The following is a 24973-nucleotide window of genomic DNA, read 5'->3' as shown; positions in this document are numbered from 1 at the left end:
ACGGTGACATGATGTAACGTGGGGTGGAGGGAAGTTTTTGGATCACACGGTGATCAAAGTGTGCGTTACCTCAGCAGCCCCTCTGGCGCCGCAGCTGCGCCACCCTCCGCCGAAGTGGGACTCGTCGGGCCTGAGAAGTTCGTATCAATCAAGCGGCCAAAACCCGAACATCTAGCGAAATCCTGGATGATTTCGGCACATTTTATCGAGCGCGCGATGCGATGAAGGGCTAATCGGAACTTTGCTTCCGCATTCTGGGCAGCCGAGGTGGGAACATGTCGCCCCACGCGCCGACTTGATGGCAGCTATACGCTTGCGATCAGCGGCAAGGCGAACCTCGAAATCACGCCCCAGGCTATCCGGTATAGCCGGGAATTCATGCCGCAGTTTTTGCGTCGCCTGAAGAACGTCAGGCTCGGCGTCGGCCAATCGTTCGTTTCGGGGCCGGATTCAATGCCGGCGCTGCTGACCAACGACGATCGGATCTTCGAACAGAATCGCGTGCTGGATCCTCCGCCCTTGAAATGGTTGGTGAGCCCAGTGGTGGAGAGTGTCCGCAAAACCTTCCCCCAACTCGGCGAGATAGAGATCGATAGCGCCTGGGGCGGCTTCGTCGATTGCACGCCGGACGCTGTGCCTGTGGTGTCGCAGGTGGACGGGGTGGAAGGGCTCGTCCTCGCGGCGGGCTGCTCGGGTCACGGCTTCGGTTTGGGCCCGGGGCTCGGCTATCTGGCCGCAGAGCTTGTCGTAAACGACACGCCTTGCGTCGATCCCACACCGTTCCGCCTGTCGCGTTTGGTCGATGGCTCGAAGCTGGACATCGCCGCCATCTGAAGATCGAGCCGGAAGTCAGGCCTGACGCGCACCAAGCGAAGTCAAGGTGTCGGCATACGAGTGAATTTCCCGCGCCGTCACGTCTGCCGGCGCAGGAGCGCAAACTCGGAGTTGCACCAGAATTCGCTCGGAAGGCGCCTCGCTCGGTGACCTTTCCGATCGGTGGCATCCTCGCCTGGGAGGAAAGGTCGGGGCTGCGGTCATCGTCGTTACGTCGGGCTGTGCTGTTCACCTTCCGGTCATCCCGCTGCGGCTGAAGGTGGTGCAGTCCACGACACGTTCATTGGGGTGCTCACGCCCGCGGCAGTATTCCTGGTCCTGCTCGAGCGGCATGACCACGTACGTCAACCGGGTTCGTCACGTCACCACTATCACTTAGGTCGCAAAAGACCTTCGGTGAAGAATGTATGGAACACCGCGCAGCGGGTCAGCGCATATCCTCAGGGCATCGCGGTTTCGATCGGAAGGGCGGACGGCCCTTCGCCAGTGGTCGGAAGTTCGGCGAGATCAGTGCCGATCCATTTTTTAAACAGCGCAGTGAGCTGGCCATTGGCGAGGCTCTTGGCCACGAAGCCGCTCAGCGCCGTGGCCAGGTCGCGGTCACCCGGGCGGCAGGCAAAGGCGTTGAAGGCGCGGGCGAGGACGAATTTCTGATCGAACTTGCCTGCACCAGCAACCTTGGCAACGTTACCCAGCTGGGTGGAGGCGGCACCGATTAGGTCCACCTGGCCGGAGACCAATGCCTGCACTGTGGTCGCATCCTCGTCAAAGCGCTGGATGGTGGCGCCCTTAGGCGACGCCTTGGTGAGGGCCACATCCTGCGGTGTACCACGCGGGACGCCAACGCGCTTGCCGCTCATGTCGCCCCAGCCCTTCACCGAGACATCGGCCTTACCGATGAAGATCGTGTCGTTGTTGCAATAGGGGCGTGAAAATAGGACGACTTTCTGGCGATCGGCGAAGATCCCCATCACGGCAGCCAGCGTGTCCACCTGACCGGTCAGCAGGGTCGCGACGCGGTTGGCGGAGGTGACGGCGGTTATCTCGGCCTTCACGCCCATGTCGGCGGCCGCCAAGCGGACCAGTTCAACGTCGAAGCCGGTTAATGCGCCGCTGACGTCTGTAAAGCCCCACGGCACCTGTGCCACCTGACACCCGGCCTTCAGCACACCGGCCTTTTGAATGGCGGCCACCGCGTCGGCATAGGCAGCTTTGCCGACGAACGGCAGCAGCGATGCCGCCCCGGCAGCTGTCAGCAGTGAACGGCGGGTCAGATGTTTTCCGATGATAGTCATGGCGTTCCTCATTTCTTTTTTTTGTGGTGGCAGACGCGTCAGGATCTCGCGGCCAGGCGTCGCTCAAGCGCGGCGCTGGCACGGGACAGTGGGAAACAAAGGACGAAGTAACAGGCACCGGCGAGGCCATAGGCGAGCAGCGGCTTGTAGGTAGTGCTGGAGACGATCTGCGCGGAACGCGACAGCTCGACGAAGCCGATCACTGCGGCAAGCGAGGTGCCCTTGATGAGCTGCACCAGGAACCCGACCGTGGGCGCCAGCGACAACCGCAAGGCCTGCGGCAACACCACATCGCGCATGCGAGACATGTAGCCGAGACCCAAGGCAGTCGCCGCCTCACTTTGCCCGCGCGGCACCGACTGAATGCCGCCGCGCCAGATTTCGCCGAGGAAGGCGCTGGCGTTCAGCGTCAGCCCCAGGCCAGCGGCGACCCAGATATTGACGTGATAACCAAACGCCGGAAGGCCGTAATAGACCAGAAATAGCTGCATCAGCAGCGGCGTACCCTGGAAGAAATCGATGAAGATAGAGGCGGTACGTCGCAGCCAAGGAAGCTTGGCGGTGCGCAACAGCGCAATCGCCAGACCGCCCAGACCGCCGCCGAAGAAGGCCATCAGCGACAGCATGATGGTGGCCTGCATCCCGGCGACGATAGCGAAAAACTCGTTTGAGGTGAAATCGCGGATCATAGTCGCCCTCACCTCACCGGGTAGGAGAAGGCACTGCGCTCGATAATTTTCGACGCCGTGGAGAAGACCGTCGCCATCATCAGATAGAGCAGCGTGGCGACGATATAGACTTCGAAACTGCGAAAGACGGTCGTGTCGATCTCACCCGCCACCGCCGTCAGTTCCTCGGCGGAGATCGAGGAGGCAATGCTGGATGCGAGCAACAGCAGAATGAATTGGCTCGACAACGCCGGGAAAATCGCGCGCATTGCCGGTTTGAGAACGATGAAACGCAGGACGTCGAACGGGCTGAGGCCGAGTGCCGCGCCTGCCTCGAATTGCCCTTTGGGAATGCCATCCACCCCGCCGCGGATGATCTCGGCAGCAAAAGCGCCGCAGTTCAGGGAGAGCGCGAGCACGGCGGCAGGCCATGGCGTCAGGGCGAAGCCCAGCGTCGGCAGGCCGAAATAGAGAAACAGCACCTGAACCAGAAACGGCGTGTTTCGGATGGTCTCGACATAACTGGTGGCGACAAGGCGCAGCAGACGATAACGGCTGCGCAAGGCAAGCAGGGTGAGCAAGCCAATTCCAAGACCGAAGATCAACGACAAGGTCGTCATCGACAAGCTGAGCCAGCAGCCGGACAGGAGCGTCTCCCAATAGGGCAGCAGTACGCTGAAATCGAAAGTGTAGGTCATGCGGACGCCGCCCTCCCATCCAGCCGCACCAGCGCCCCAGACGTCGCCGCTTGCTTGACCGCCTCGATCACCTTGAGCGTCTTCAGCCCCTCGCTTGCCGGCACGACCGCCTTGGCGGTTCCGCGGATGACGCCGCAGAAGTTGGCGATCTGCAGACCCAGCGGGTCTTGGTGCGCTACCGGGATTCGCTCATACTCCAGCGGAGACCACCAATCGGCTTTGGCTGGGTGCTTCCACAGGTCGAGATAGGGCACGCTGAGCGATCCGCCGGTGCCGCCAATGTTGTAGCAGGTTTCTTTGGTGTGGCTGTAGGCCGGGTTCTCGCCACTGGTGAACTCCCAGCTCCACGGTGCCTGGATGGCATCGGAGACGTTGACAGTGCCGAGTGCGCCAGAGGCGAAGTGAAGCAGGATCACCGCCGTCTCCTCGACCTCGTTGTTGCGAAGCATGCGGGATTCGGCGGCCTGCACTGCCACCACTTCGCCGCACAGATATCTCAGCAGGTCGACGTCATGAATCAGGTTGAGAAACACCGGTCCCGCGCCCTTCTGACGGCGCCAGGCGGGGTCGAAATAGGAGTCCGGCTTGAAGAACCAGCAGGTCCCCTGCACCGAGATGATCCGGCCCAGGTGCCCGGCCTCGATTACTTCCTTGGCTCGCTGAATCAGCGGGTTGTGGCGGCGGTGATGGCCAGTCAGTAGCGGTACCCCAGCCCGTTCGGCAGCTCGGACCAGCTTTTCAGCTTCTGCCACATCATCGGCCAATGGCTTTTCCACCAGAGCCGGAATCCCCGCCGCGATGCAATCCAGCCCGTTTGCTACATGCATCTGGTTTGGCGTGGCAACGACGACGCCATCCGGCCGCATCTCCGCCAGCAGCTCCGCAAAGCTCGGATACCATGCCGCGCCGTACGTCGCCGCCAATTCTCTTGCTGCCGGCATCGGATCAACGACGGCCGCCAGATCCGCCTCAGCACTCTTGGCGATATGAGCGATATGGCTCTTGCCGATCAGCCCCGCGCCCATCACCGCGAGCCTGACGGGAGCGCAGCTCTCTTGGTTCATCTTGTACTTCCTTGATCACAGTGTGGCTTTGGATGGGCCAGACCGCGTGGCTGTCTTTTTCAGCGGTCACGCCTTCTTTTCGTCGACAAGCTTGGCCACGCGGCGTAGGCCGAGCAGGTAGCCTTGGGTACCGAAGCCTGCGATCACGCCGTCAGCGCGCTTGGAGACGAAGGAGTGGTGCCGAAACTCCTCACGCTTGTGCACGTTGGAGATGTGCACCTCGATCACCGGCGGCTCGAAGGTGTTGAGTGCGTCCAGGATCGCCACAGAGGTGTGGGTGAAGGCGGCCGGGTTCATCACGATGCCGACGGCGATCTCGCGCGCTTCGTGAATCCAGTCAATCAGTTCGTATTCCCGGTTGGACTGGTGAAAGCGGATATCGAGGTTCAGTTCCTTGGCCAGTTCCCGGCAATCTCGCTCAACATCTGCCAGCGTCTCATGGCCATAGATGTGCGGCTGGCGCTTGCCAAGCAGGTTCAGGTTCGGCCCGTTGAGGACGAATACGAGGCGGCTCATTGGATTTACTCCGGATCAATGATGGGCGAGGATTTCGCCAAGGAACTGCTTGGCGCGCGGATGGTTGGGCGACTTGAAGAAGGTCTCGGGCGGAGCCTCCTCAAGGATCATGCCGTCGGCCATGAAGATCACCCTGTCGGCGACTTGACGCGCGAAGCCCATCTCATGAGTGACGCAAATCATCGTCATGCCGTCCTGCGCGAGGCCGATCATGGTGTCGAGCACTTCCTTGACCATCTCCGGATCGAGCGCGGAGGTCGGCTCGTCGAACAGCATCACCTTGGGCTGCATGCACAAGGCGCGCGCGATGGCGACGCGCTGCTGCTGGCCACCGGAGAGCTGGGCGGGATATTTGTCGGCCTGGTTGCCAATATGAACGCGGTCCAGATAGCGCCGCGCAGTGGCCTCGGCCTCCTGCTTGCTGGAGCCGCGCACCCGTATCGGCGCGAGCATACAGTTTTGCAGCACCGTCATATGCGGGAACAGATTGAAGCTTTGGAACACCATACCAACTTCCTGGCGGACGACGTCGATCGCCTTTTGATTGTCGGTTACCGAGACGCCATCCACCACAATCTTGCCCTTCTGGTAGGATTCGAGGTGATTGATGCAGCGGATCAAAGTCGATTTTCCGGAGCCTGACGGTCCGCAAAGCACTATCTTCTCGCTTTTGGAAACTGACAGATTTACTGACCGCAACGCCTGGAAAGTGCCAAACCACTTCTCCACCGCCCCCATCACGATCAGCGGCTGTTCGGTCGAATTGGGGGCGGTGGAGGTGGAGGACATCGAGTATTCCTTGCGATGGTGGCGTGAAATCAGGAGGCGACGAACGGAACGCCCTCGACGGCATCCGGGAAGCTCGCAGGCGGCTCCTGCTTCATCCAGGTCTCGTAGGCCTTCTTCAGCAATCCGTTCGTCTTGATTTGATCGACGAAGCTGTTTGCCGCCGCGTTCAGTTCCTTGTCACCCAGGCGGGTGCAGGCTCCATTGTAGAGGCGGCTGAATTCGAGCTTGTTCTCGTAAAGGCCGGGCTTCGCCTCATTGAGGCGGTCGATGTAGAACATGTTGCCACCGACGGCATCGACCTGGCCCGAGACCAATGCCTGTATCGTGGCGGCGTCGTCGTCATAGCGACGGATGGTGGTACCTTCCGGCGCGTTCTTGGTGACCTGCTGGTCCTGCGAGCTCGCGCGCGGTACGCCAATGACGAAGTTCTTCATGTCCACGTTGGTCTTGATTGTGGCCGACTTCGGGCCGACCAGCTGTATGATGTTTGCCACGTAGGGCTTGCTGAACTGCACGACCTTGGCGCGCTCCGGCAGCATCGCCATCGTGGCGAACAGGATATCCACGCGGCCGGTCGTCAGTGCCGGAATACGGTTGACGACGGCGAGCGGCAGGAATTCCACGCCGACGCCGAGATAGTCGGCAAACGCGTTGCCGATCACAGCGTCAAAACCGTCCGAGGCACCGGAGGTGTTCACGAAGCCCCAGGGCGGGTTGTCACCCTGAATACCGATCAGCACCTTGCCGCGGGTCTTGATCGTCGAAATGCTTTGCGCCGAGGCAAGACCGGGCAGCAGGCCGGCACCGAGGGCAAGCGTGCCGGCACCAAGCAAGGCGCGGCGCGAGAGGCGAAAAATATCGTTCATGGACTGTTTCCTCTTTTGTTTGGTTAGTGTTTCAACGGCAAACGCTTGCGTTCACCCCGCGGCGGCGAACTTCGCCTCCAGTCTGGCGCTGTAGAGCGAGAGCGGCCAACAAAGGGAGAAGTAGATTGCACCGACCACGCCGAAGACGAGAATCGGTGCAAAGGTTTGGCTGGAGACGATCTGCCCTGCCCTTGCGAGCTCGATGAAGCCGACGATAGCGGCAAGCGAGGTGCCCTTGATGAGCTGCACCGCGTAGCCAACCGCCGCTGGCTGCGCGATGCGCAGCGCCTGTGGCAGGATCACGTCGCGCAGACGCGAGACAAGCGGTAAGCCGAGAGCGGTAGCGGCCTCGGTCTGGCCGCGGGGCAGCGCCTGGATAGCGCCGCGCCAGATTTCGCCCAGGAACGCGCTGGCATTGAGTGTGAAGGCGATTGCCACCGCCGCCCAGGCCGGGAGCTGGATGCCGACGAGGCCCAATCCGTAATAGACGACGAACAACTGCATCAGCAGCGGCGTGCCCTGGAATACGGCGATATAGAGGATCATTGCCCGGCGCAGCGCTGCACTCTGCGCCGTGCGAGCGACAGCGACTAGCAGACCCATGATGCCGCCACCGGCGAAGGCGATCAACGACAGCAACACGGTCCATTTCAGGCCAGTCAGCAGAAAAGCAAACTCCTTGAAGCCGAAAACGACGTTCATGCCGGGCTCCTAACGGGTGGGGTAGCTGAAATACTGGCGTGAGATCGCGGCGAACGCGGTCATCAGCATCCAGGAGATCGCCAGGTACAACAGGGTGACGGTGAAATAGACCTCGAAGCTGCGAAACGTATCGCTCTCGATCCGCTGCGCGACCGATGTCAACTCGTAGGCGGCGACCGAAGTGCAGATGCTTGATGTCAGCGTCAGCATGATGAACTGGCCGGTGAGCGACGGGTAGATCGCCCGCAGCGCCGGCTTCAGCACGATCAGCCGGAACACTTGCGTCTTGTGCAGTCCAAGCGCGAACCCGGCCTCGACTTGGCCCCTGTGGATGGATTGGACGCCGCCACGGATAATCTCGATCGCGTAGGCACCGCCGTTGACGCCAAGTGCGATGATAGCAGTCACTGTCGGGTTCAGTTTCAGACCGAGCTGTGGCAGGGCGAAATAGAGGAAGAAGATCTGCACCAGAAAGGGCGTGTTGCGAATGATCTCGATGAACGCGATCACCAGCCGCCGCAGCCAGCCAATTTGGGACCCGCGCGCCATCACACCGAGGACACCAATGACCAATGCCAGAATCATGCCGGCGAACGACAGGCCGAGCGTGCCGAGACACCCCCACAGAAGTTGCGGGAAATGATCGAACACGACGGAAAAATCCATCTGGTAGCCCATTCATCCCCCGGGCAGGTTCATCGACCTGCATTGCTTTTTTGCTCGACGTTTCCTCAACGGTCAGATTAGCGGAACGGCTATCTGTGCAATCAATGGCGCGGTTTGCGGGCGAACGCCACGCCACCAGAAAAATGCCTCGGCCGCCTGCTCCACCAGCATGCCGACGCCATCAGCCAGACGCTGAACGCCTGCTGCCTGCGCGGCCTTGAGGAATGGTGTCAATCCCTTCGCGTAGGCCAGCTCATAAGCAAGAGCGGCACCGTTGAAGACATTGGGCGGCACCGGCGGCAGCTCTCCTCGCAGACTGGCGGAGGTGGCGTTGATCACGAGATCGAACTGCCCCGAGAGGTCAGCCAGTTCCGGATAGCCGCAGACCACCAGATTTCCCGCGGCAGCGAATTCAGTCCCGAGCGCAGCAGCCTTGGATAGCGTGCGGTTCACCAGCACCAACTCGGCCGGCTCTTCCCGCAGGAACGGTAGTAGTGCTCCACGGACTGCACCGCCGGCACCGAGCAACAACACACGCTTGCCACGCATCGAAACACTTTGATTCACCGTGATGTCACGGGTTAGCCCCACACCATCGAAATTCTCGGCAAATGCACGTGCGCCATCGAATTTTAGGCAATTCGCCGCTCCGGCTCGCCGCGCGCGCTCGGATAGGTCCGTCGCATACCCGAAAGCATCGAGCTTGAACGGAGCGGTGATGTTCAGTCCCTTTGCGCCATCCGCACGGAACTGGTCAATTTGTGGGGCAAACTCGCCTATCTTTCCAAGAATCGCAGTGTATTCGATGTCCTGGTCGGTCTGTTTAGCGAAGGTCGAATGAATCAATGGCGACTTGGTGAAGCCAATCGGATTGCCGATCACCGCATATTTGTCGGTCATGCCGAGGCTCCAACTGCCGCCTCGGCGTAGAGCACGCCATCCTTCACCATGGCGTCGATCTGCTCAGTTGAGAAGCCGAGACTGGCAGCGATGCGACGGTTGTCCTGGCCCATCAACGGCGCTGTGGTGCGGATGGTGGTGTCGCAGCCGGAGAAATGGAACGGCAGGTTTGGCAGCGTAACCTTGCCCAGCACCGGATGCTGTTGCTCGACCAGCATGCCACGCGCGAGAATCTGCGGGTCCTTCACGACTTCGTCGATATTCTGAACCGGGGCCGATGGCACGCCCGCTGCATCGAGCGCTGCCAGACAGGCGTCGCGCGTGGGTTGCGCCTGGGTCCAGCCACGCACGATATCCATGGCGATGGCGTAGTGCGCATTGCGAGCGGCAGGAGTAGAGAAGCGTTCGTCTGCCGCAAGCGAAACGCCACCAATCAAGTTGGCAAGGCGATTCCAGGCGTCATCGACTTGCGCGGCAATCACCAGATAACCGTCCTTGGCGGGAAAGACGCCGTAGACTGTCGAATCCGGCTGACCGCTGCCGGTCTGCTGCGGCATCACCGTGCCTTCCGACATGAAGTAGCGCTGCACCGCGAAGTCATGCATCGAGACCATGCAATCATACAGGGCTAGATCGATATGCTGGCCGAGGCCACTCGACACCCGCCCGAGCAGAGCCGCGTTGATCGCCGCCACGCCATGAATGCCGGTGTACATGTCGGCAATCGGCATGCGCAGCAGCGGTGGTGCCTCGCCGGGATTGCCGACCTGAGCCATCGCACCCGACATCGCCTCGGCAATCAGTCCAAAGCCTGGGCGATCCGCATAAGGACCGGTATGGCCGTAGGCGGAGACCGAGCAGTAGACCAGTTTCGGATTGCGCACCGACAGCGCCCTGTAACCAAGACCGAGACGATCAAGCGCGCCAGGGCGGTAATTCTCGATGAACACGTCGGCGGTATCGGCCAGCTTTTGCATCATCTCCAAGCCGCGTTTGTCGCGCATGTCGATGCACAGGCCCTGCTTGCCCATGTTCTGTTGCAGGAAGTAGCCGGACTGACCGTCCTTGAAATGCGGATGCGCTCGCCCGGCATCGCCAGCCTTCGGACGCTCCACTTTGATCACTTCGGCCCCGAGCGCGGCCATGCAGCGGCCCATGAAGGGACCGGCCAGGAAGTGGCTGTAGTCAACGACGCGGATGCCCTTAAGCGGCAGGTTCTGCATGCTCATGCTGCTGACCCTGCCTTGCCGCGCATTGGGATCATCAACCGGTGCTCGCCGAGCTGCACGACCTCGCCGCGCTGGTTGATCAGTTCGGACGGCAGCACCACGATGCCCCAGCCCTCGCGCTTGGTGGTGCGCATCGAACCGACCCTGAACTTGACGTGCAGGGTATCGCCGAGCTTGATCGGCAACTTGAAATCCCAGGTCCAGCCCAGCGACATGCCGGGCAGGAAGCGGTAATCAGCCCGCGTCTTCATCCCGTCGGCCAGTGACAGGCCGAACAGACCGTGGGCCACACGGGTGCCAAACGGCGTCGTCTTGGCGTATTCCTCGTCGACATGGACGGGCGTGAAATCGCCTGTCAATTCGGCATAGGCATTCACCATCGCCTCGGTGACGATCACCGACGGCGTGATGCTCTCGTCGCCCACCTTGGCGTCATCCCAATACTTCTCTTCGGACATCTCACGATTCCTTATGCGCGTGGGTCAATGGCGAGAGCGGCTTCCACCGAACCCTGGTTCGCCTGCAAAATTTCGATGTTGAGTCCATCCGGCAGTTCGAGCCAATTCGGCCCGGCGGGTAGCGCCTTGGCGCCGAAGGCGGCGGCGCGTTCGAGGACGCCGTCATAGTCGTCCACCATAATGCCGAGATGGCCGAGCCTTGCTTCCGGGCCTTGGAAGGCGGGGTTGGAGATCAGCTGCACACTGCCCAGCACCCAGACTTGCCGGCCAATATGCGGCTGGGCCGCTAGTTCAGCGCGGATACCGAGGCCGAGCACTTCGGCAAAGAAGCGCACATACCAGTCAATGTCTTTCACCTGGATAGCGACGTGTTCAATATAGGCGCGAGGGAGACTCATCGATTTCAAGCCTTGCCGGGATATTCGGTGCGAGCGAATTCGATGCCTTTGATGCAGGCGACGATGGTGGAGTTGACCGGAGTCGGAATGCCCAGCTTGGCGCCCCAGCGCATGACGGAGCCGTGGATGAAATCAATTTCGGTAGCGCCGCCGGCTTGCAGGCTTTGCAGCATTGAGGTCTTGAACTCCGCGGGAAGTCCGGCGGACGCCATCTTCCAGGCCACATGCGGATCTGTGATCGAGATCGCTACGCCGGCCGCCTTGGCGACAGCGATACCCTCGGCGACCGCGGCCAACGCGGCTTCTTCAAGCACGGGCAGAGCGTAGAGGCCGCCATAGGTCAACCCGGTGATCGCGGTCAGGCCGCCACCAGCAACGTTGATGAACAGCTTGTCCCACATAATGCCGGTGATGTTGTCGCTGACATAGGTCCGGATTCCGGCAGCGTTGAAGCAATCCGCGATGCGCTGAGCGCGCGGCGAGAGCGCCCCGTCCAATTCGCCGATGATCGTTTCCTTGCCCACCACGCCGGAGCGGACATGACCAGGGGCCAGGAATACACCGCCGACATAAGTCTTGCCCGCCATTACCCGGTCGCGACCGACTTCGTCGGCCAGGATGTCTTCGTGTCCGAGTCCGTTTTGCAGCGACATCACGATGGTCTGCGGTCCGATAATGGACGCAGCAGCGCGTATGGCGTCACGCGTGTAGTAGGATTTGACGAGTACGATAACCAGATCGGCAATCGTGCCGAGATCGGCAGCGCATGTGCTGGCGCTAACCTTCACACTGGTTTCGATCCCGGCTTCGAGAATGCGCAGCCCGTGGGAATTAATCGCATCGACATGCGCCTGGAGCGGGTCGATCAGCCAGACGTCTGCACCACCCTTGGCGAGCGTGCCGCCAATCGTGGAACCAAGCGCGCCCGCGCCGACAAAGCAGATTTTCACCTAGACTTCCTCCCACCCGTTGCCGGTGTGGGGAAATTCATAGGCCGTCAACTCATCATGTGGCTATTCAATGATCGTAATAGATGATATTGCATTTTTTAATGACCGTACCTACAAGCGAAACAAGCCTGCTTGACGCCAAGTTGCTGCGGCTGTTCGATCTGCTCTACACCACCGGCAGCGTGACCCGGACGGCCGAGCAACTCGGGCAGAGCCAGCCGACGATCAGCATTTGGCTCGCTCGTCTGCGGCGCGATTTGCGCGACCCGCTGTTCATTCGCAGCCCTTCCGGCATGCAGCCGACGCCGCGCGCAGACGCGCTGATCGGCACGGCGCGCCAAGCGCTGGAGGCACTGCGCCGTCTGGCGGCGTGGGAGGATTCGTTTGTTCCAGCCACTGCTCAGCGCCAATTCCGCATATGCATGACCGATGGGAGCCACGTAACTCTGTTGCCGCACATCCTCCAGCACGTGCGAGCCGCGGCGCCCCACATTCGGATCGAGGCCGCGCAGATAAATGCGGATACCGGACGCGCGTTGCAATCAGGCGAGGCCAACCTGGCGCTCGGTTTCATCCCGGAACTCGAAGCCGGATTCTTTCAACAAACGCTTTTTCCGCAGGACTGGGTTTGCCTCGTCAACGCCGCCCATCCGCGGGTGTCACGCTCCCTTTCGCTCAAGGACTATCAGGCCGAGGAGCATATCGGCATCGTCTCTGGCACCGGCGCACAGCTATTGGCAGCCGCGATGGCGCGCCAGAAGGTTGAACGGAAGCTGGCGTTGTGGTTACCGGGCTTCCTCGGTCTTCCGGCGATCATCGGCACGACCGATCTGATCGCCACGCTGCCGCGCCACATCGGAGAGACACTGGCAGGCTTCTATGGCCTGAAGGTGCTGCGGTGCCCGGTGAAGATCCCCGGCTTCACCGTCAAGCAGCACTGGCACAGCCGCTTTCATCAAGATGCCGGTAATCGCTGGCTGCGCGAAGTGTGTGTCAAGTTGTTTCAGCAGCGCGAAGTGCGGCGGGCCAACTGACACCGAGAAAATCAGAAGTATGGTAACACTCGGCAATAACGACAATCAATGAGGTCTTAAGTCAAGTCATTGGCTAATGGCGCTCTCTAGGAAACAACCGCGCGGAGGAGGACGATTCATAAAACTCCGCATGATCTTCCGGCGGGCACTCCAAACCGTCAAACTAATACAGTAGGCAAATGGAAGAGATTCTTCGGTGTCCGCTTTGCGCCAAAAGCCGCCCTTGGCAGGCTGGAGATCAGCTTCGGCTCAATCCCTGAAGCAAACTCAACTCCGAAATCGCGGCACGTCCGAAAAGTGACAAAAAGCGACATGATCACCTCGTTCGCTTACCGCTGACGCTGACGCAAAAGTCCCAAATGTGTAGGGTAAACTCGCGTCACGCAGGCAGAGCAGTCGGGTTGGTTCTCAACATTTGAGAGTGAGAGGGACCGCTATGAAACTACCTCGCAGACACTTCCTTCATCTGGCGGCGGGGGCTGCCGCGCTCCCCGCTGCGCCGCAGATCGCATGGGCTCAAGCCCCATCCGCGCCTGCCACACTATTTCCAACCGGCAAACTGCGCGTCGCTCTCATTGCCTCCAATCCTGTTCTGGTGACCCGCGGTACCGACGGCTCCCTCGGCGGTGTTTCCGTCTCCGTTGCCCGGACGCTCGCTGCGCGTCTCGGCATACCGGTCGAACTCAAGCCCTACGACAATCCAATGCGTTACAACGAAAGTCTCGCGAGCGATGACTGGGACATCGGGCTTGCTGCGCGCGATCCATCTCGCGCAGAATACCTCGCGTTTAGTGTGACATTCATGGAAGTAGACAACGGCTATGTCGCGCGCGCCGGAGCAACACCAACCACCGCAGAGGAAGTCGACCGTGCAGGCGTGAAGATCGCCGTCGCGCAAGGAAGCGCGCCACACACCGTTCTGACACGCCTTATCAAGAATGCAGAGATCATACAGGTGCCCGGCGGGTTCGATTCGGCTCGCGAGGCGTTGGCAACTGGCAAAGCTGACGTTTACGGTGAGAACCTGCACCTCGCCCATCGCATTGCTGACGCCTTGCCTGGAGCACAGGTGTTGCCCGGGCGTTTCAACGTCGTGCAAATGGCAATCGGAGTGCGCAAACGAGCCGCCTCGGCGCTTCCCACCGTTGATGAACTCGTGAACGGAATGCGGTCCGATGGCACGGTGGAGAAAGCGATTACCGAAGCCGGGCTGCGGGGCGTTCGGGTTCCGAATTAGTCGCCCAACAGTCGGATAGTGTGGAGCTTGGACCACTTAGTCCGTTCTGGGTCATTCGCGTCGGTTCGCTCGGACCACCGCGACTTCCGGTCTACCCCGGTGAACGGACATCTCAGGATAGGCAGGCATGTCTCAGAGGGGCCAATGGGCACAACTAGTACAGATACTTCACCAGTCGCCCCCCAGCGCTGTTCATCTTCTCTCGGAGGACCAAGGAAAATTGATATATCGATCACGGGTATTATAACAAATATTACCGTACATTTTTAGATATGCGGCACGGCGCTGAGGGTCGCGGTACACCGCTGCCGGGTCGGCCAAGTCCGACTCGTACGAACTCATGTTGTCTGACGTGAGCAGCTTGGGCAGAATGTCCATGGCCTGCGGAACGCTTTTCCCTTCCAGCCAATCTGCAGCGTGCTGGGCCATGGCATAACCGAAAACGGGAGATGCGAGACTGACGCTTGTCTTGTAGGGACCGCCTTGCTTTATCTCTGCGACCGCTTCCGGCTCGCCATCGATACCGCCTAAAAACTGTTGCGGGCGCGCCTTGCCAGCCTCCCTTAGAGCGGCCAGCGCGCCTAAAACCACCGTGTCGGCGCCCATGACAACGTCAATGGAGGGGTCGGCGAGAAGGATGGTGCGCATCATGGCGGCGCCACCTTCCTTGTCGACGGTCGCCGGTGAAATATCTGCAACGATGGTAACGCCCGGAATCTCCTTGAGTGAGTCACGGATGGCTGCAAAGCGGGGCGCCAGAAATTGAAGACTATCGTGTGTCAGCAACACGACCTTCGCCTTGCCCCCAAGCTTCCCTTTGATGTAGGCGGCCGCCGCATCGCCGAGGACCTTTCCCGTCAGGTATTGCGGAGCGTTCAGAAGGGAGATAGCCGGCGGTGGAACAACAGTCCCGACATACCCGCCCGACCAGATGACCTTCTGAAGACTCCGGCTCAGAGACGGCGCATCGACCGGAGCGGCGACAACCGCGCCAACGTTGGAGGTTTGCAAAATGTCTACCTGCTCGATCATTCTTTTTGGATCGTTGTTGGCCAGCACCAGCTGAAATTCGAGGCCTCGGTCTTTAGCAGCCATGGCGAGGCCGCGTGCAACACCTTGCATGAATTGGCGTTCGTTATCCTGCGCAAAGACCAATATTTTATGGAGCCCAGGAGGCGCCGCGCAGAGGGGCGACCGTTCGTCGAACTGTGGCAGCACAATCGGCGAAGTAATGCCTGGCGGCCCGTCCTGCGCCATCGATAAGCTAATGCCGGCAACCAAACAAAGCAAAAGACCCAATGCGCCGCCGACGGCAGCTCTATTCACGGTGCTAAGCGCAGCACCCAATGACGACGTCGCGCTTTTCCAGGATGAAACTCGGGGACCATTCATATCAATCGGCCGGTAGCGGAAACGTAAGACGCGCAAGGGTGCCGGGCTGACGCGCGAAATATCCCACCTCGCCGCCAAGATTGCCAGCCATCGCATTCACCAGCCGCGTTCCCAACCCGGTGCCCTTGATCGCACCGCTATCAATCCGACCGATACCGTCATCCTCCACGAGCAGTTCTCCCCGGCCATCCGACAAACGCTTCAAATTTACCCGGACCTCGCCGCGGCGCTCGGGATAAGCATATTTGAATGCATTCGTGACCCATTCGGTGACGACCACGCCGAGATTGATGCTGGAATCAGTCGGCAGCTTGAGTGGCTCAAGATTGTAGTCGAGCGACGCCCCATGGCCTTCGTCCTGCATCGAACTCTGCAGGCTAAGAAGCAAACCTGACAGATATTCGTCCAACGCTACCAAGCGCACGTCACCCGAACTGTAAAGCTTCTTATGCACATCCGATATTGCATAGATACGGGCCTCGGTCTCGGCAAGCGCATCCTTGGCAATTTGGTTTTGTACCGCGTTCGATTGAAGCCTCACCAACGAGGCAACCATCATCAGACTGTTGGCGACCCGGTGATTGACCTCGGCCAACAACACTTCGGCGCGATCGCGCGCCTGCGCCAAGGCGGAAGTGCGCTCCTTTACCCTTTGCTCTAAATTGACATTAAGGTTTTTCACCTCGTCACGCGCCTGGGCGATTCCGACCGCATAACGAATACCAAGAATGGTTACTCCGCTAACAACCAGCACAATGATGACGCCGCCAAGCAGCGACACCCAGCGTAGCTTTGCCGCATTTTCACTCTGCTCAATCACACCAGCGATGAGCCGCTCGTCGGTCATTCTGATAATGCTGGAAAGGAAGACGTTTGCTTCGTCCATCAATGCTTTGCCGCGATTGGATCTGAATATCGCAAGCGCTTCGGCATCGCGCTGCTCCTTCTTCAACGCGATCGTGCGATCCATTTCGTCGATTTTTTCGCCGATGACGGTCGATAGCCGCCGAAGCATGGCATCGGCTTGCCTGTAGGCCACCAGCAATACTTTAAGCCGGTCGAGTTGCCGCTCTAGAGACACCTTCGCGCTATCGTAGGGCGCAAGATAGATTTCGTTGCCGCCGACAATGAATCCGCGTTGGGCCGATTCCGCACTCTGAATTGCACTGCGGAGTTCAACCGCCGAGATTCGAGTATCACGCGCCTCGATGGCATCGTTAGCGTATGTCTGAGCCCGCTCGCCAAGCCAGATGGTCATCCCGACGATGCCCAGTAGGGTCAGAAGCCCAATAGTAAGCAAAACACCGGTGTATCTGAAGACAAAACGCCCTGAAATCGGCATTACGTACGTACTCATAAATCGATCGTGACTTCAAGCGCCGGACGGGAGTGCATATCGGACGCAAGAGTCATCGACTGAGGCGGCTTACGCGGTCGGCGGGGCACCGTTAAGGAGCTGGGAAACTGCGGTGACGAGTTGCGCCAGAGCAAACGGCTTTGTTAGCAGAAGGCTATTTGGAACGCCCTTGGATGCCCATTCCTCGCCATGAGTGCCGGTCATGTAGACGACGGGCATTGCCGGATCGATCTCCCTTGCGACGCGGGCCACTTCCCAGCCATCCAATCCTCCGGGCAAATCGATGTCAGTCACGACTGCGCGAAATTTGGAATCGCCTTTGAGAAGCGTAATTGCTTCCTTGCCGGATGGTGCATTGGCCGATTCAAAACCACCGTCTGAAAGAGCTTCTTCCACTAAATCCCTAATAACCTGGTCGTCCTCGACGACCAGAATCGTAACTACGCCATCCACTTCACTATCCCCCTTGGTGCTGCCTTACAGTCCTCCGGCGGGGTAAGTGAGGCTGACCTCATTCGTTCCAGAATAATGTTCAAAAGTGAACTTATCCGGTGAACTACGGGGGTCCTTGGTCCGATGGCTGTGATCCGCACAAGTTCCAGATTGAATGCCGCTCCCGTAACATCGCCAGTTCGGCCATCGACAGTAAGCTTCGCGGCTGCGATGAGTTTGCCGTTCGGGTTGAAGATGTAGCCGCCGTTCCCAGTCTGCACGTTCACATGCCATTGCGCAAGGAACACGCAAGGCGCCCGGTCCAAAGTCGGTCGATGATCCAAGTCGCGTTTCCCGTCGTTAGACGGGTAGGGCTTCGGCCGATGCCCGCCCTGTCGATTACCACATGAGCGCTCGATGATGACTTACTTCACGGCCTATTTTGCAACGCTGGCAGTCTTCGTGCTTTGCGACATGGCGTGGCTTGGAACGATGGCAAGCCGCCTCTATCGTCCGACGCTCGGCGACATTATGCGCGCGGATGTCAATCTTCCCGCCGCGGTCGCCTTCTATGTGATTTACCCCATCGGGCTCGTGATCTTCGCCATCCTGCCGGCTCTGAAGTCCGGAAGCCTTGCGCAGGCGATGTTATGCGGCGCGCTGTTCGGCTTCTTCACCTACGTGACGTACGACTTGACCAATCAGGCGACACTGCGGAACTGGACCACCCCGCTCACCGTAATCGACGCGGGTTGGGGAACGCTGCTTGGGGCAATTGCCGCAGCGGCAGGTTTCTGGGTGACCATGAAATTCGCCGTCTGACGCACAAACTATCTTTTTGGGAACGGAAAAAACGGCCGAGTGCGCGCCTGAAGCCTACGAAATTGTGCGCCACGCGAGCGCAGCATGTGTTCTTCCAGGGGCGGAATTCCGGAGACGTAAACCAGCACCCAGTACATGCAGGCAGGTGCCAGCAGCGCAATCCAGCCGAGGGGATTCGCGCCCGCCAAGTCGATCGCGATCAGTGGATAAGCGAGCCAGCAGAGCCATTCGAAGAAGTAATTCGGATGGCGCGACAGGCTCCAAAGCCCCTCCTCACATATCCGCCCGCGATTGCCCGGGTCGAATTTGAAGCGCCGCAACTGCCAGTCTGACACGGCCTCGCCGGCGAGAGCGCCGACAAGGAGCGCAATGCCCAGCAAATCCACCGCACCGAGACCCTTTCTCGGATTATGCGCCGCAAGTGCGACAGACAGCGCCAGGATCAGGCCGACCGCCGCTTGCGATTGCAATTGCAGGAACATCCGCAGATTTGCGCTGGCCCCCCATTGTTTGATCAAATCGCGGTAACGCGGGTCGTCCCCGGCCTCCCGGGTGCGCACCAGAATATGGCCACCCAGTCGCAGCGACCAAAGCGCGATCAGGAGCGCGACCACGATTTGCCGCGCGCTCGGTGCGTGAGGTGCAGACAACGGGATAAGGCAGGCGACGACCGCCACGCCCCCGACGCCGAACGTCCAGAATACGTCGATCCAGCCAGTATGGCCCGTCGTCAGTTGAGCTTGCCAAGCTGCTGTCATGATCGCCGACAGCAGTAGCCCCACCACGGCAGCCAGAAAGATAAACTGGAGCACGCTCATCCCGGGCGCTTCCTTAGGCACGTCTACTAGCGTTGCGGGCGATCACATCCTGATCAGCGGCTGAAGCAGACGGCCGATGATACCGTTCAATTTCAGTTCACCTTGCATCGCCACCAGACAGATGCAGTCCTCTGACGAGTCGATCATCACCTCGTGATCGGTCGCGCCATCCCCAAAGTCGAAATCGCCAGGGCCGAAATGTCCGCCGGCGTGCGCAAAGCTCCCCGTTAAGATGCAGGTCATCTCGAAGCCGGTATGGGTGTGCTCAATCATCTTGGTGCCCGGCTGCGACTTCAAAAGAAAAACTCTAGTCGCACTTCCTTCCGGCAATCGGATAGGCCGCAAATGCACCTTCGGCGCGATCCACTTCCACGAACTAGATAGGTAATCACGCACGAACGGCGGCAGACCGGGAACGTCGGTGAGCCCTGTTGCCGCTTTCCCCAATCCGGTCGCAACCGCAGGAGCGAGCCCGTCCAGCCGCGTTTCAACGGCAGCAAGCGCACCCGGAGACATCGCGGTTGCCGGCAACGCTGTCAGGACCCCGCCCCCAACGTGTTCCATAGCGTGCACGACGCGGCGGCAATGCAGGCAGCCGGTCAGGTGGGTTGCAACCGCAATATGCTGTCCAAGGTCGAGAATCCCGGCCGCGAACGCCGTCAATAGTTCATCCGGCGGATGGTGAACAATCGTCATGAGAAATCACCCAACAGGCCGCGCAACCGATTCATAGCGAGCCGCAACCGCGATTTGACCGTCCCAAGCGGAATCTGGAGCGTCTGGGCGATTTCCGCATGCGCCCTATCATCAAAGAAGGATAATTCGATCACCCGCAACTGATCGTCCGGCAATGTGGCCAAGGCGCTGCGGACCCGCGACTCAGTCTGCGCCGCGGCCAGTCCGGCGTCGGGCGACGGACCATCGTCGACCTGAAACTCGAGGTCGATGTCGTCCGTACCTGCAGTTCGTGTACGCTTTTCGCGGCGTAGCGCGTCGATGCGAAGATTGCGCGCGATGGTGAATATCCAGGCCGAGGCACCGACGCTGTTGGGATCGAAAAGATTGGCCTTTGACCAAACCGCCAGCAGAGCTTCCTGCGCGAGCTCGTCGGCACTTTGCTCGCTCGCGCCGGAACGCCGCATGAAGGTCTTTATCCGCGGCGCAAAATGCGTGAACAGGGCCGCGAAGGCCTCGCGATCCTTTTCCCTGGCGACAGCTGCAATCAGGGCAGCCCATCTGGCTGCGTCCGACGTCGCGTCGTCCGGTTTGTCATTCAGCATGCAGCGCGAACGCTCCCATTCGCAGACGGTTCTGCGAGGTGAGTACCGGATCGCGGGGGCGCTGGCCAGAGTGCTGGCCCCCCGAGGATGTTGTACGGCGGCAGGCATATTGCCGAAACGGATCGCCGGCCTGTTTGGATCACCGGTGATCCAAACCCGTCTGGGTATCGTTTTCATTCATATAGCGGCCCGCCACGCGAGCCGTTGAACGCTGGTTGGTGGAGCGCAACGGTGTCCCATGATGGTATCCGCTTAAGGGTGGCGGTGGTCGGAACCGGAATTTCCGGCCTGTCCGCGGCATGGCTGCTCAGCCAGAAGCACGATGTGACGGTGTACGAACAGTCCGACCGGATCGGCGGGCATTCGAACACGGTGATCGCATCAATCGATGAAAAACAAGTCCCGGTCGATACCGGCTTTATCGTTTTCAACCGCGCCACCTACCCAAACCTCGTCGCCCTGTTTGAGCATCTTTCGGTTCCGACCAAGCCTTCCGACATGTCGCTTGCCGTCTCGCTCGGAGATGGCGATCTGGAATATTCCGGCGAGGGAATCGGCGGCCTGTTTGCACAGCGGCGCAATTTGTTTAGACCCCGCTTCTGGTCGATGTTGCAAGATCTCGTGAAATTTTACCGCCAGGCGACACGCGATGCGGATCTTCTGACGGACGATTCAATCTCCCTCGGCGAATACCTCGCAGCGAACAGATACGGCGCCGCGTTCCGTGACGACCATTTGCTGCCGATGGCGAGTGCGATCTGGTCGGCGCCGCCAGACGAGATCCTGGCCTTTCCGATCGCGACATTCATCCGCTTTCACCGCAATCACGGCTTGCTGCAACTAACGCAGCGGCCGCAATGGGAAACCGTGGATGGCGGCAGCAGAGTCTATGTAGAACGCCTCGTCCGGTCGTTTGCGGATGGGATCAGACTGGATACCGGTGTAGTTGCCGTGCGGCGCGATAGCGATGGCGTGGAAGTGACGGACTGCCGTGGCAGATCTCAACGATACGACCACGTCGTCATGGCGACGCACGCCAACCAGGCGCTCTCGGCGATCGCTGATCCGACCGCAGACGAGGTTAAGCTGCTGGGCGCCTTTCGCTACAGCCGGAACCTTGCCGTCCTTCATTCGGACCCGGGTTTCATGCCGAGGCGCCGCGCGGCTTGGTCCAGCTGGAACTATACCGGCAAGCGCGTGGCGGCTGATGGCGGTGTTGGCTTGACCTATTGGATGAACCGGCTGCAACGCATTCCAGAAAGCACTCAGCTATTCGTCACGCTTAATCCGTCGCGCCTGCCCCGCGCCGGCACATTGCGTCACAGCGAAGTCTACGAACATCCGATATTTGACGCAGCCGCGATCGCCGCGCAGCGCCGGCTTTGGTCCCTGCAAGGGATTGGAAACCTTTGGTTCTGTGGCGCTCATTTCGGCGCCGGCTTTCACGAAGACGGGTTGCAGGCCGGTCTTGCCGTCGCCGAGCAGCTCGGCGGGCTGCGTCGGCCCTGGAACGTGCCCCATGAGTCCGGCCGGATCACGCTGGCCGAGGCTCCTCGCGCGATCGTGCCGGAGCTGCAGCGATGACATTTGAATCGGCGCTCTATACCGGCGCGGTGATGCACCGGCGGTTGCGGCCCGTGGCGCATCAGTTTCGCTACCGCGCGTTCTGGCTGTTGATCGACCTCGACGAGCTGCCGCTATTGGCAGCGCGGCTCCGGTTGCTGTCGCGCAACCGGTTCAACCTTTTCGCCGTGCATGATGCCGATCACGGCGACGGCAGCGCGACGCCGTTGCGCAACCAGGCCGAGCGGATACTTGCACAAGCTGAAATCGACATCGCAGGCGGACCGATCAGCCTGCTCTGTATGCCGCGGACGCTCGGCTACAGCTTCAACCCGATCAGCATCTATTTCTGCCATCGAACCGACGGGGAGCTCGCCGCCATCGTTTATGAAGTTCACAACACGTTCGGCGAGCGTCATTCCTACGTCAGTGCGGTTGAGTCGAGAACCGGCACTATCCGGCAAACTTGCAGCAAGGCGTTCCACGTATCTCCGTTCATGGATATGGAGCTGGTCTACGATTTTCGGCTGTCCGCACCTGCGGAACGCATCGCGATCGGTATCAACGCCAGCAAAGGCGGTCAGCGCGTGCTCAACGCCTGTCTTGTCGGCGCGCGCCGCGAACTAAGCGACGGCGCGCTGCTCCGGCTCTTTTTTGCGGTTCCGCTGATAACAGCCAAAGTCACGCTGGCTATTCACTGGGAAGCATTACGTCTGTGGCTGAAGGGGATGCGATTGCGCAACCGGCCTCCCCCGCCAGCGCGACGTATCACTGTTGCGGACAGCATATCACAACACCGGAAGTCCCATGTCGCTTGAAAGCCAACATACCGCGGCTGCATCGGTCGATGCTGCAACCACGCCGACAACCCGTACGTCGCTGAACTCGTTCATGCAGCGCATGCTTCGCAAGATCGATTGCGGTGAGATTCTGGTGCACACGCCCGCCGGCCGACGATTTCTGATCGGCGGCAAGCGAACCGGCGAACAGACCCATTTAACGATCCATAGCTGGAAATGCGTGCTCCGCCTGCTGACCAGCGGCGACCTCGGTTTCGCCGAGGGATACCTTGCGGGCGAATGGTCGACGCCGAACTTGCATTCATTCCTAAGCGCGGTGGCGCGTCGTTCGACCGACGCGGCGTCGTTCGAGGGACTGAGGCCACCTCAACCCGTGACCAAGTTTCGCCATGCGCTGAACCGCAATACCAGACGCGGCAGCCGGCGCAACATCGCCGCCCACTACGATCTGGGCAACGATTTTTACAGGTTGTGGCTTGATCCCAGCATGACTTATTCGTCCGCGATCTATTCGTCGCCGGCCGAAACCCTTGATCAAGCCCAGCGCAACAAGCTCGACCGCGTGACCGAATTACTTGAACTCAACGGTGGCGAACGAGTGCTCGAGATCGGCTGCGGCTGGGGCGGGTTGGCCGGGCATATGATCCAGTGCGCCGACTGCCACGTGACGGGATTGACGCTATCAAACGAGCAACTTTCCTATGCGCGACAGCAGCTGGCCGAGCGCGGTTACGCAGGAAAATCCGACCTCAAGCTGCAGGATTATCGCGACGAAAGCAGAACCTACGATCGCGTCGTATCGGTCGAGATGCTGGAAGCCGTCGGCGAAGCCTATTGGCCCACTTTCTTTGCAAATCTGCGGGAGCGGCTTAATCCGCAGGGCGTCGCAGTGCTGCAGGTGATCACGATCGACCAGTGCCGGTTCGAAAGCTATCGTCGGCGACCGGATTTCATTCAACGCTATATTTTTCCGGGCGGCATGCTGCCGACCAAGGAGATCATCGGGCAATTAGTCGCCAAGTCCGGATTGCGGTTGACGTCATCGGAATTCTTCGGCGAAAGCTACGCGCTCACGCTCGCTGACTGGCATCGCCGCTTTCTGGAAGCCTGGCCCTTCATCAAGGCGCTCGGTTTCGATGATCGCTTCAAGCGGATGTGGGAGTACTATCTGGCCTACTGCCGCCTGGGCTTTGAAATCGGCATTCTGAATGTCGGGCTCTATAAGATTGAGCCCCAGCCCACCACTCAACGAGGCGCTTCAGCATAAGCAACGAATTCTCGTGCCACGATGACTTCAGGCGAAGGCGTATTTTGGACAATGTTCTTCGAACCCTGAGAAATATTAGCAGTTGACTGCCTGGAGCCAATGGATGCCTTCACGCGAAGACGCAGGAAGCGCTGCAAAACGCCTTAACGGAGCCGCGCCGAAACTGTCGTACCGGCGCGGCATTAACGAAGCTAGGCCTAGCTTGCAGGCATCAAAACGTTGTTGACCACATGGATCACGCCGTTCGACTGGTTGACGTCGGCAATTGTGACGGTGGCGGAGCCACCCTTCGCGTCCACTATCATGACCGCGCCGCCGGATTTCTTAACGGTAAGTTGTTCGCCCTCGACCGTCGTCAGCTTCTGCCCGTCTAACAATTGCGCCGCGTTCACCTTGCCCGGTACCACGTGGTACGTAAGTATCTTCGTGAGCGTCGCCTTGCTTTCCGGTTTCACGAGCGTATCCACCGTGCCCTTGGGCAATTTGGCGAACGCGGCGTTGGTGGGAGCAAAGACGGTGAAAGGGCCCGTGCTCGACAGGGTATCCACCAGTCCAGCGGCCTTGACGGCCGCGACGAGGGTGGTGTGATCCTTCGAATTGACCGCATTCGCAACGATGCTCTTCGACGGATACATCGCAGCACCGCCGACCATCACCGTCTTGTCCTTCGCTTGAGAGAGCGTTGCCGACCCAAATGCGGCGAGCGAGAGTGTCGCGACGGAAAAAAGCAAGCGAGAATTCATCTTTGCACTCCATTCATGTTTGGGGATTGCGAGGAGGCCGTATTCCTGAACTGAGAAAAACCTACCCACCATTTGTTGCATCTGACATGTAACGACGCCTGTCGCGGGCCGGATCACGTCGGCATGAATCTTTTATTAGCGAACGCGCGCTGGTGATCCGTCAGGCATCGAACAACGTTTCTACAAGTGCGAGTT

The 24973-nt window shown here is 60.0% G+C and carries 28 protein-coding genes; 7 read left to right on the top strand and 21 right to left on the bottom strand.

The window, feature by feature from the left end:
• Positions 1–267 precede the first annotated feature (267 nt).
• A complete protein-coding gene (locus JQ600_RS36080; RefSeq protein ID WP_409363356.1) occupies positions 268–834 on the top strand; it encodes an NAD(P)/FAD-dependent oxidoreductase in 567 nt (188 codons plus the stop codon).
• Positions 835–1274: 440 nt separating this feature from the next.
• Here the strand turns inward: JQ600_RS36080 and JQ600_RS36075 are convergent, their stop codons facing one another.
• From JQ600_RS36075 to JQ600_RS36010, 14 genes are all read right to left on the bottom strand, one after another.
• Complete coding sequence (locus tag JQ600_RS36075; RefSeq protein ID WP_212392284.1) at positions 1275–2129, bottom strand: transporter substrate-binding domain-containing protein; 855 nt, start codon at positions 2127–2129, stop codon at positions 1275–1277.
• A gap of 38 nt (positions 2130–2167) precedes the next feature.
• On the bottom strand, positions 2168–2818 hold the full coding sequence (locus JQ600_RS36070) for an amino acid ABC transporter permease (protein ID WP_212392285.1): 651 nt from the start codon (positions 2816–2818) through the stop codon (positions 2168–2170).
• An 8-nt stretch (positions 2819–2826) separates the two neighbouring features.
• Positions 2827–3495 (bottom strand): amino acid ABC transporter permease, encoded by a 669-nt coding sequence (locus tag JQ600_RS36065; protein WP_212392286.1) that lies wholly within the window; start codon positions 3493–3495, stop codon positions 2827–2829.
• Positions 3492–4559 carry a Gfo/Idh/MocA family protein gene (locus tag JQ600_RS36060; protein ID WP_212392287.1) on the bottom strand — a complete coding sequence of 356 codons (1068 nt, stop codon included), beginning with the start codon at positions 4557–4559 and terminating at the stop codon, positions 3492–3494. Before JQ600_RS36060 ends, JQ600_RS36065 begins: the two co-directional genes overlap by 4 nt.
• 66 nt (positions 4560–4625) lie before the next feature.
• A complete protein-coding gene (aroQ, locus tag JQ600_RS36055; protein WP_212392288.1) occupies positions 4626–5075 on the bottom strand; it encodes a type II 3-dehydroquinate dehydratase in 450 nt (149 codons plus the stop codon).
• A 15-nt stretch (positions 5076–5090) separates the two neighbouring features.
• On the bottom strand, positions 5091–5864 hold the full coding sequence (locus JQ600_RS36050; protein ID WP_283815741.1) for an amino acid ABC transporter ATP-binding protein: 774 nt from the start codon (positions 5862–5864) through the stop codon (positions 5091–5093).
• Positions 5865–5893: 29 nt separating this feature from the next.
• A complete protein-coding gene (locus tag JQ600_RS36045; protein WP_249136253.1) occupies positions 5894–6730 on the bottom strand; it encodes a transporter substrate-binding domain-containing protein in 837 nt (278 codons plus the stop codon).
• Between the two features lie 51 nt (positions 6731–6781).
• Positions 6782–7432 (bottom strand): amino acid ABC transporter permease, encoded by a 651-nt coding sequence (locus JQ600_RS36040; RefSeq protein WP_212392289.1) that lies wholly within the window; start codon positions 7430–7432, stop codon positions 6782–6784.
• A gap of 9 nt (positions 7433–7441) precedes the next feature.
• Entirely contained in the window at positions 7442–8110 is a 669-nt protein-coding gene (locus tag JQ600_RS36035) for an amino acid ABC transporter permease (RefSeq protein WP_212392290.1), read from the bottom strand.
• 60 nt (positions 8111–8170) lie between these two features.
• Positions 8171–8998: a shikimate dehydrogenase gene (gene aroE / locus JQ600_RS36030; protein WP_212392291.1), complete on the bottom strand. Its 828-nt coding sequence runs from the start codon at positions 8996–8998 to the stop codon at positions 8171–8173.
• Positions 8995–10227, bottom strand: coding sequence for a CaiB/BaiF CoA-transferase family protein (locus JQ600_RS36025; RefSeq protein WP_212392292.1), 1233 nt, complete (start codon positions 10225–10227; stop codon positions 8995–8997). Before JQ600_RS36025 ends, aroE begins: the two co-directional genes overlap by 4 nt.
• Positions 10224–10685: a MaoC family dehydratase gene (locus JQ600_RS36020; RefSeq protein WP_212392293.1), complete on the bottom strand. Its 462-nt coding sequence runs from the start codon at positions 10683–10685 to the stop codon at positions 10224–10226. Before JQ600_RS36020 ends, JQ600_RS36025 begins: the two co-directional genes overlap by 4 nt.
• 11 nt (positions 10686–10696) lie before the next feature.
• A complete protein-coding gene (locus JQ600_RS36015) occupies positions 10697–11083 on the bottom strand; it encodes a VOC family protein (protein WP_212392309.1) in 387 nt (128 codons plus the stop codon).
• Between the two features lie 5 nt (positions 11084–11088).
• Positions 11089–12033, bottom strand: a complete 945-nt coding sequence (locus tag JQ600_RS36010; protein ID WP_212392294.1) for a ketopantoate reductase family protein — start codon at positions 12031–12033, stop codon at positions 11089–11091.
• A 101-nt stretch (positions 12034–12134) separates the two neighbouring features.
• On the opposite strand from JQ600_RS36010, the gene JQ600_RS36005 reads away from it, so the two are divergent.
• On the top strand, positions 12135–13067 hold the full coding sequence (locus JQ600_RS36005) for a LysR family transcriptional regulator (RefSeq protein ID WP_212392295.1): 933 nt from the start codon (positions 12135–12137) through the stop codon (positions 13065–13067).
• A 436-nt stretch (positions 13068–13503) separates the two neighbouring features.
• Complete coding sequence (locus tag JQ600_RS36000; RefSeq protein WP_212392296.1) at positions 13504–14304, top strand: transporter substrate-binding domain-containing protein; 801 nt, start codon at positions 13504–13506, stop codon at positions 14302–14304.
• Positions 14305–14496: 192 nt separating this feature from the next.
• Here the strand turns inward: JQ600_RS36000 and JQ600_RS35995 are convergent, their stop codons facing one another.
• The 3 genes from JQ600_RS35995 to JQ600_RS35985 all read right to left on the bottom strand — a co-directional run bounded on the left by JQ600_RS35995 (position 14497) and on the right by JQ600_RS35985 (position 17506).
• The gene (locus JQ600_RS35995; RefSeq protein WP_312017281.1) at positions 14497–15630 is read right to left on the bottom strand and encodes a sugar ABC transporter substrate-binding protein; all 1134 of its coding nucleotides are present in this window, start codon (positions 15628–15630) and stop codon (positions 14497–14499) included.
• Between the two features lie 67 nt (positions 15631–15697).
• Positions 15698–17053: a sensor histidine kinase gene (locus tag JQ600_RS35990; protein ID WP_249136252.1), complete on the bottom strand. Its 1356-nt coding sequence runs from the start codon at positions 17051–17053 to the stop codon at positions 15698–15700.
• Positions 17054–17122: 69 nt separating this feature from the next.
• The gene (locus JQ600_RS35985) at positions 17123–17506 is read right to left on the bottom strand and encodes a response regulator (protein ID WP_212392297.1); all 384 of its coding nucleotides are present in this window, start codon (positions 17504–17506) and stop codon (positions 17123–17125) included.
• A 396-nt stretch (positions 17507–17902) separates the two neighbouring features.
• Here JQ600_RS35985 and JQ600_RS35980 point away from each other — a divergent pair, with 396 nt between their 5' ends.
• Positions 17903–18307, top strand: a complete 405-nt coding sequence (locus JQ600_RS35980) for a DUF2177 family protein (RefSeq protein ID WP_212392298.1) — start codon at positions 17903–17905, stop codon at positions 18305–18307.
• A gap of 8 nt (positions 18308–18315) precedes the next feature.
• Here the strand turns inward: JQ600_RS35980 and JQ600_RS35975 are convergent, their stop codons facing one another.
• Genes JQ600_RS35975 through JQ600_RS35965 form a run of 3 tightly spaced genes read right to left on the bottom strand, consistent with a single transcriptional unit; the run spans position 18316 to position 20405 of the window.
• Positions 18316–19125, bottom strand: a complete 810-nt coding sequence (locus tag JQ600_RS35975) for a DUF1295 domain-containing protein (protein WP_212392299.1) — start codon at positions 19123–19125, stop codon at positions 18316–18318.
• 42 nt (positions 19126–19167) lie between these two features.
• The gene (locus JQ600_RS35970) at positions 19168–19821 is read right to left on the bottom strand and encodes a ChrR family anti-sigma-E factor (protein WP_212392300.1); all 654 of its coding nucleotides are present in this window, start codon (positions 19819–19821) and stop codon (positions 19168–19170) included.
• Positions 19818–20405, bottom strand: coding sequence for a sigma-70 family RNA polymerase sigma factor (locus JQ600_RS35965; RefSeq protein ID WP_212392312.1), 588 nt, complete (start codon positions 20403–20405; stop codon positions 19818–19820). Before JQ600_RS35965 ends, JQ600_RS35970 begins: the two co-directional genes overlap by 4 nt.
• Positions 20406–20636: 231 nt before the next feature.
• On the opposite strand from JQ600_RS35965, the gene JQ600_RS35960 reads away from it, so the two are divergent.
• The 3 genes from JQ600_RS35960 to JQ600_RS35950 all read left to right on the top strand — a co-directional run bounded on the left by JQ600_RS35960 (position 20637) and on the right by JQ600_RS35950 (position 24035).
• Positions 20637–21989 carry an FAD-dependent oxidoreductase gene (locus tag JQ600_RS35960; protein WP_312011176.1) on the top strand — a complete coding sequence of 451 codons (1353 nt, stop codon included), beginning with the start codon at positions 20637–20639 and terminating at the stop codon, positions 21987–21989.
• On the top strand, positions 21986–22786 hold the full coding sequence (locus tag JQ600_RS35955; protein WP_212035977.1) for a DUF1365 domain-containing protein: 801 nt from the start codon (positions 21986–21988) through the stop codon (positions 22784–22786). The genes JQ600_RS35960 and JQ600_RS35955 overlap by 4 nt, the downstream gene beginning before the upstream one ends.
• Positions 22787–22901: 115 nt before the next feature.
• Complete coding sequence (locus JQ600_RS35950) at positions 22902–24035, top strand: cyclopropane-fatty-acyl-phospholipid synthase family protein (protein ID WP_312017280.1); 1134 nt, start codon at positions 22902–22904, stop codon at positions 24033–24035.
• 197 nt (positions 24036–24232) lie between these two features.
• On the opposite strand, the gene JQ600_RS35945 is transcribed toward JQ600_RS35950, so the two are convergent.
• Complete coding sequence (locus JQ600_RS35945) at positions 24233–24778, bottom strand: fasciclin domain-containing protein (RefSeq protein WP_212035975.1); 546 nt, start codon at positions 24776–24778, stop codon at positions 24233–24235.
• Between the last annotated feature and the right edge of the window lie 195 nt (positions 24779–24973).

It is taken from the genome of Bradyrhizobium sp. AUGA SZCCT0176 (genome assembly GCF_018130145.1).
In the GTDB taxonomy this organism is placed as follows: domain Bacteria; phylum Pseudomonadota; class Alphaproteobacteria; order Rhizobiales; family Xanthobacteraceae; genus Bradyrhizobium.
Note: the sequence above shows the minus strand (reverse complement) of the source record. Positions and strands in the feature narration are given on the sequence as shown.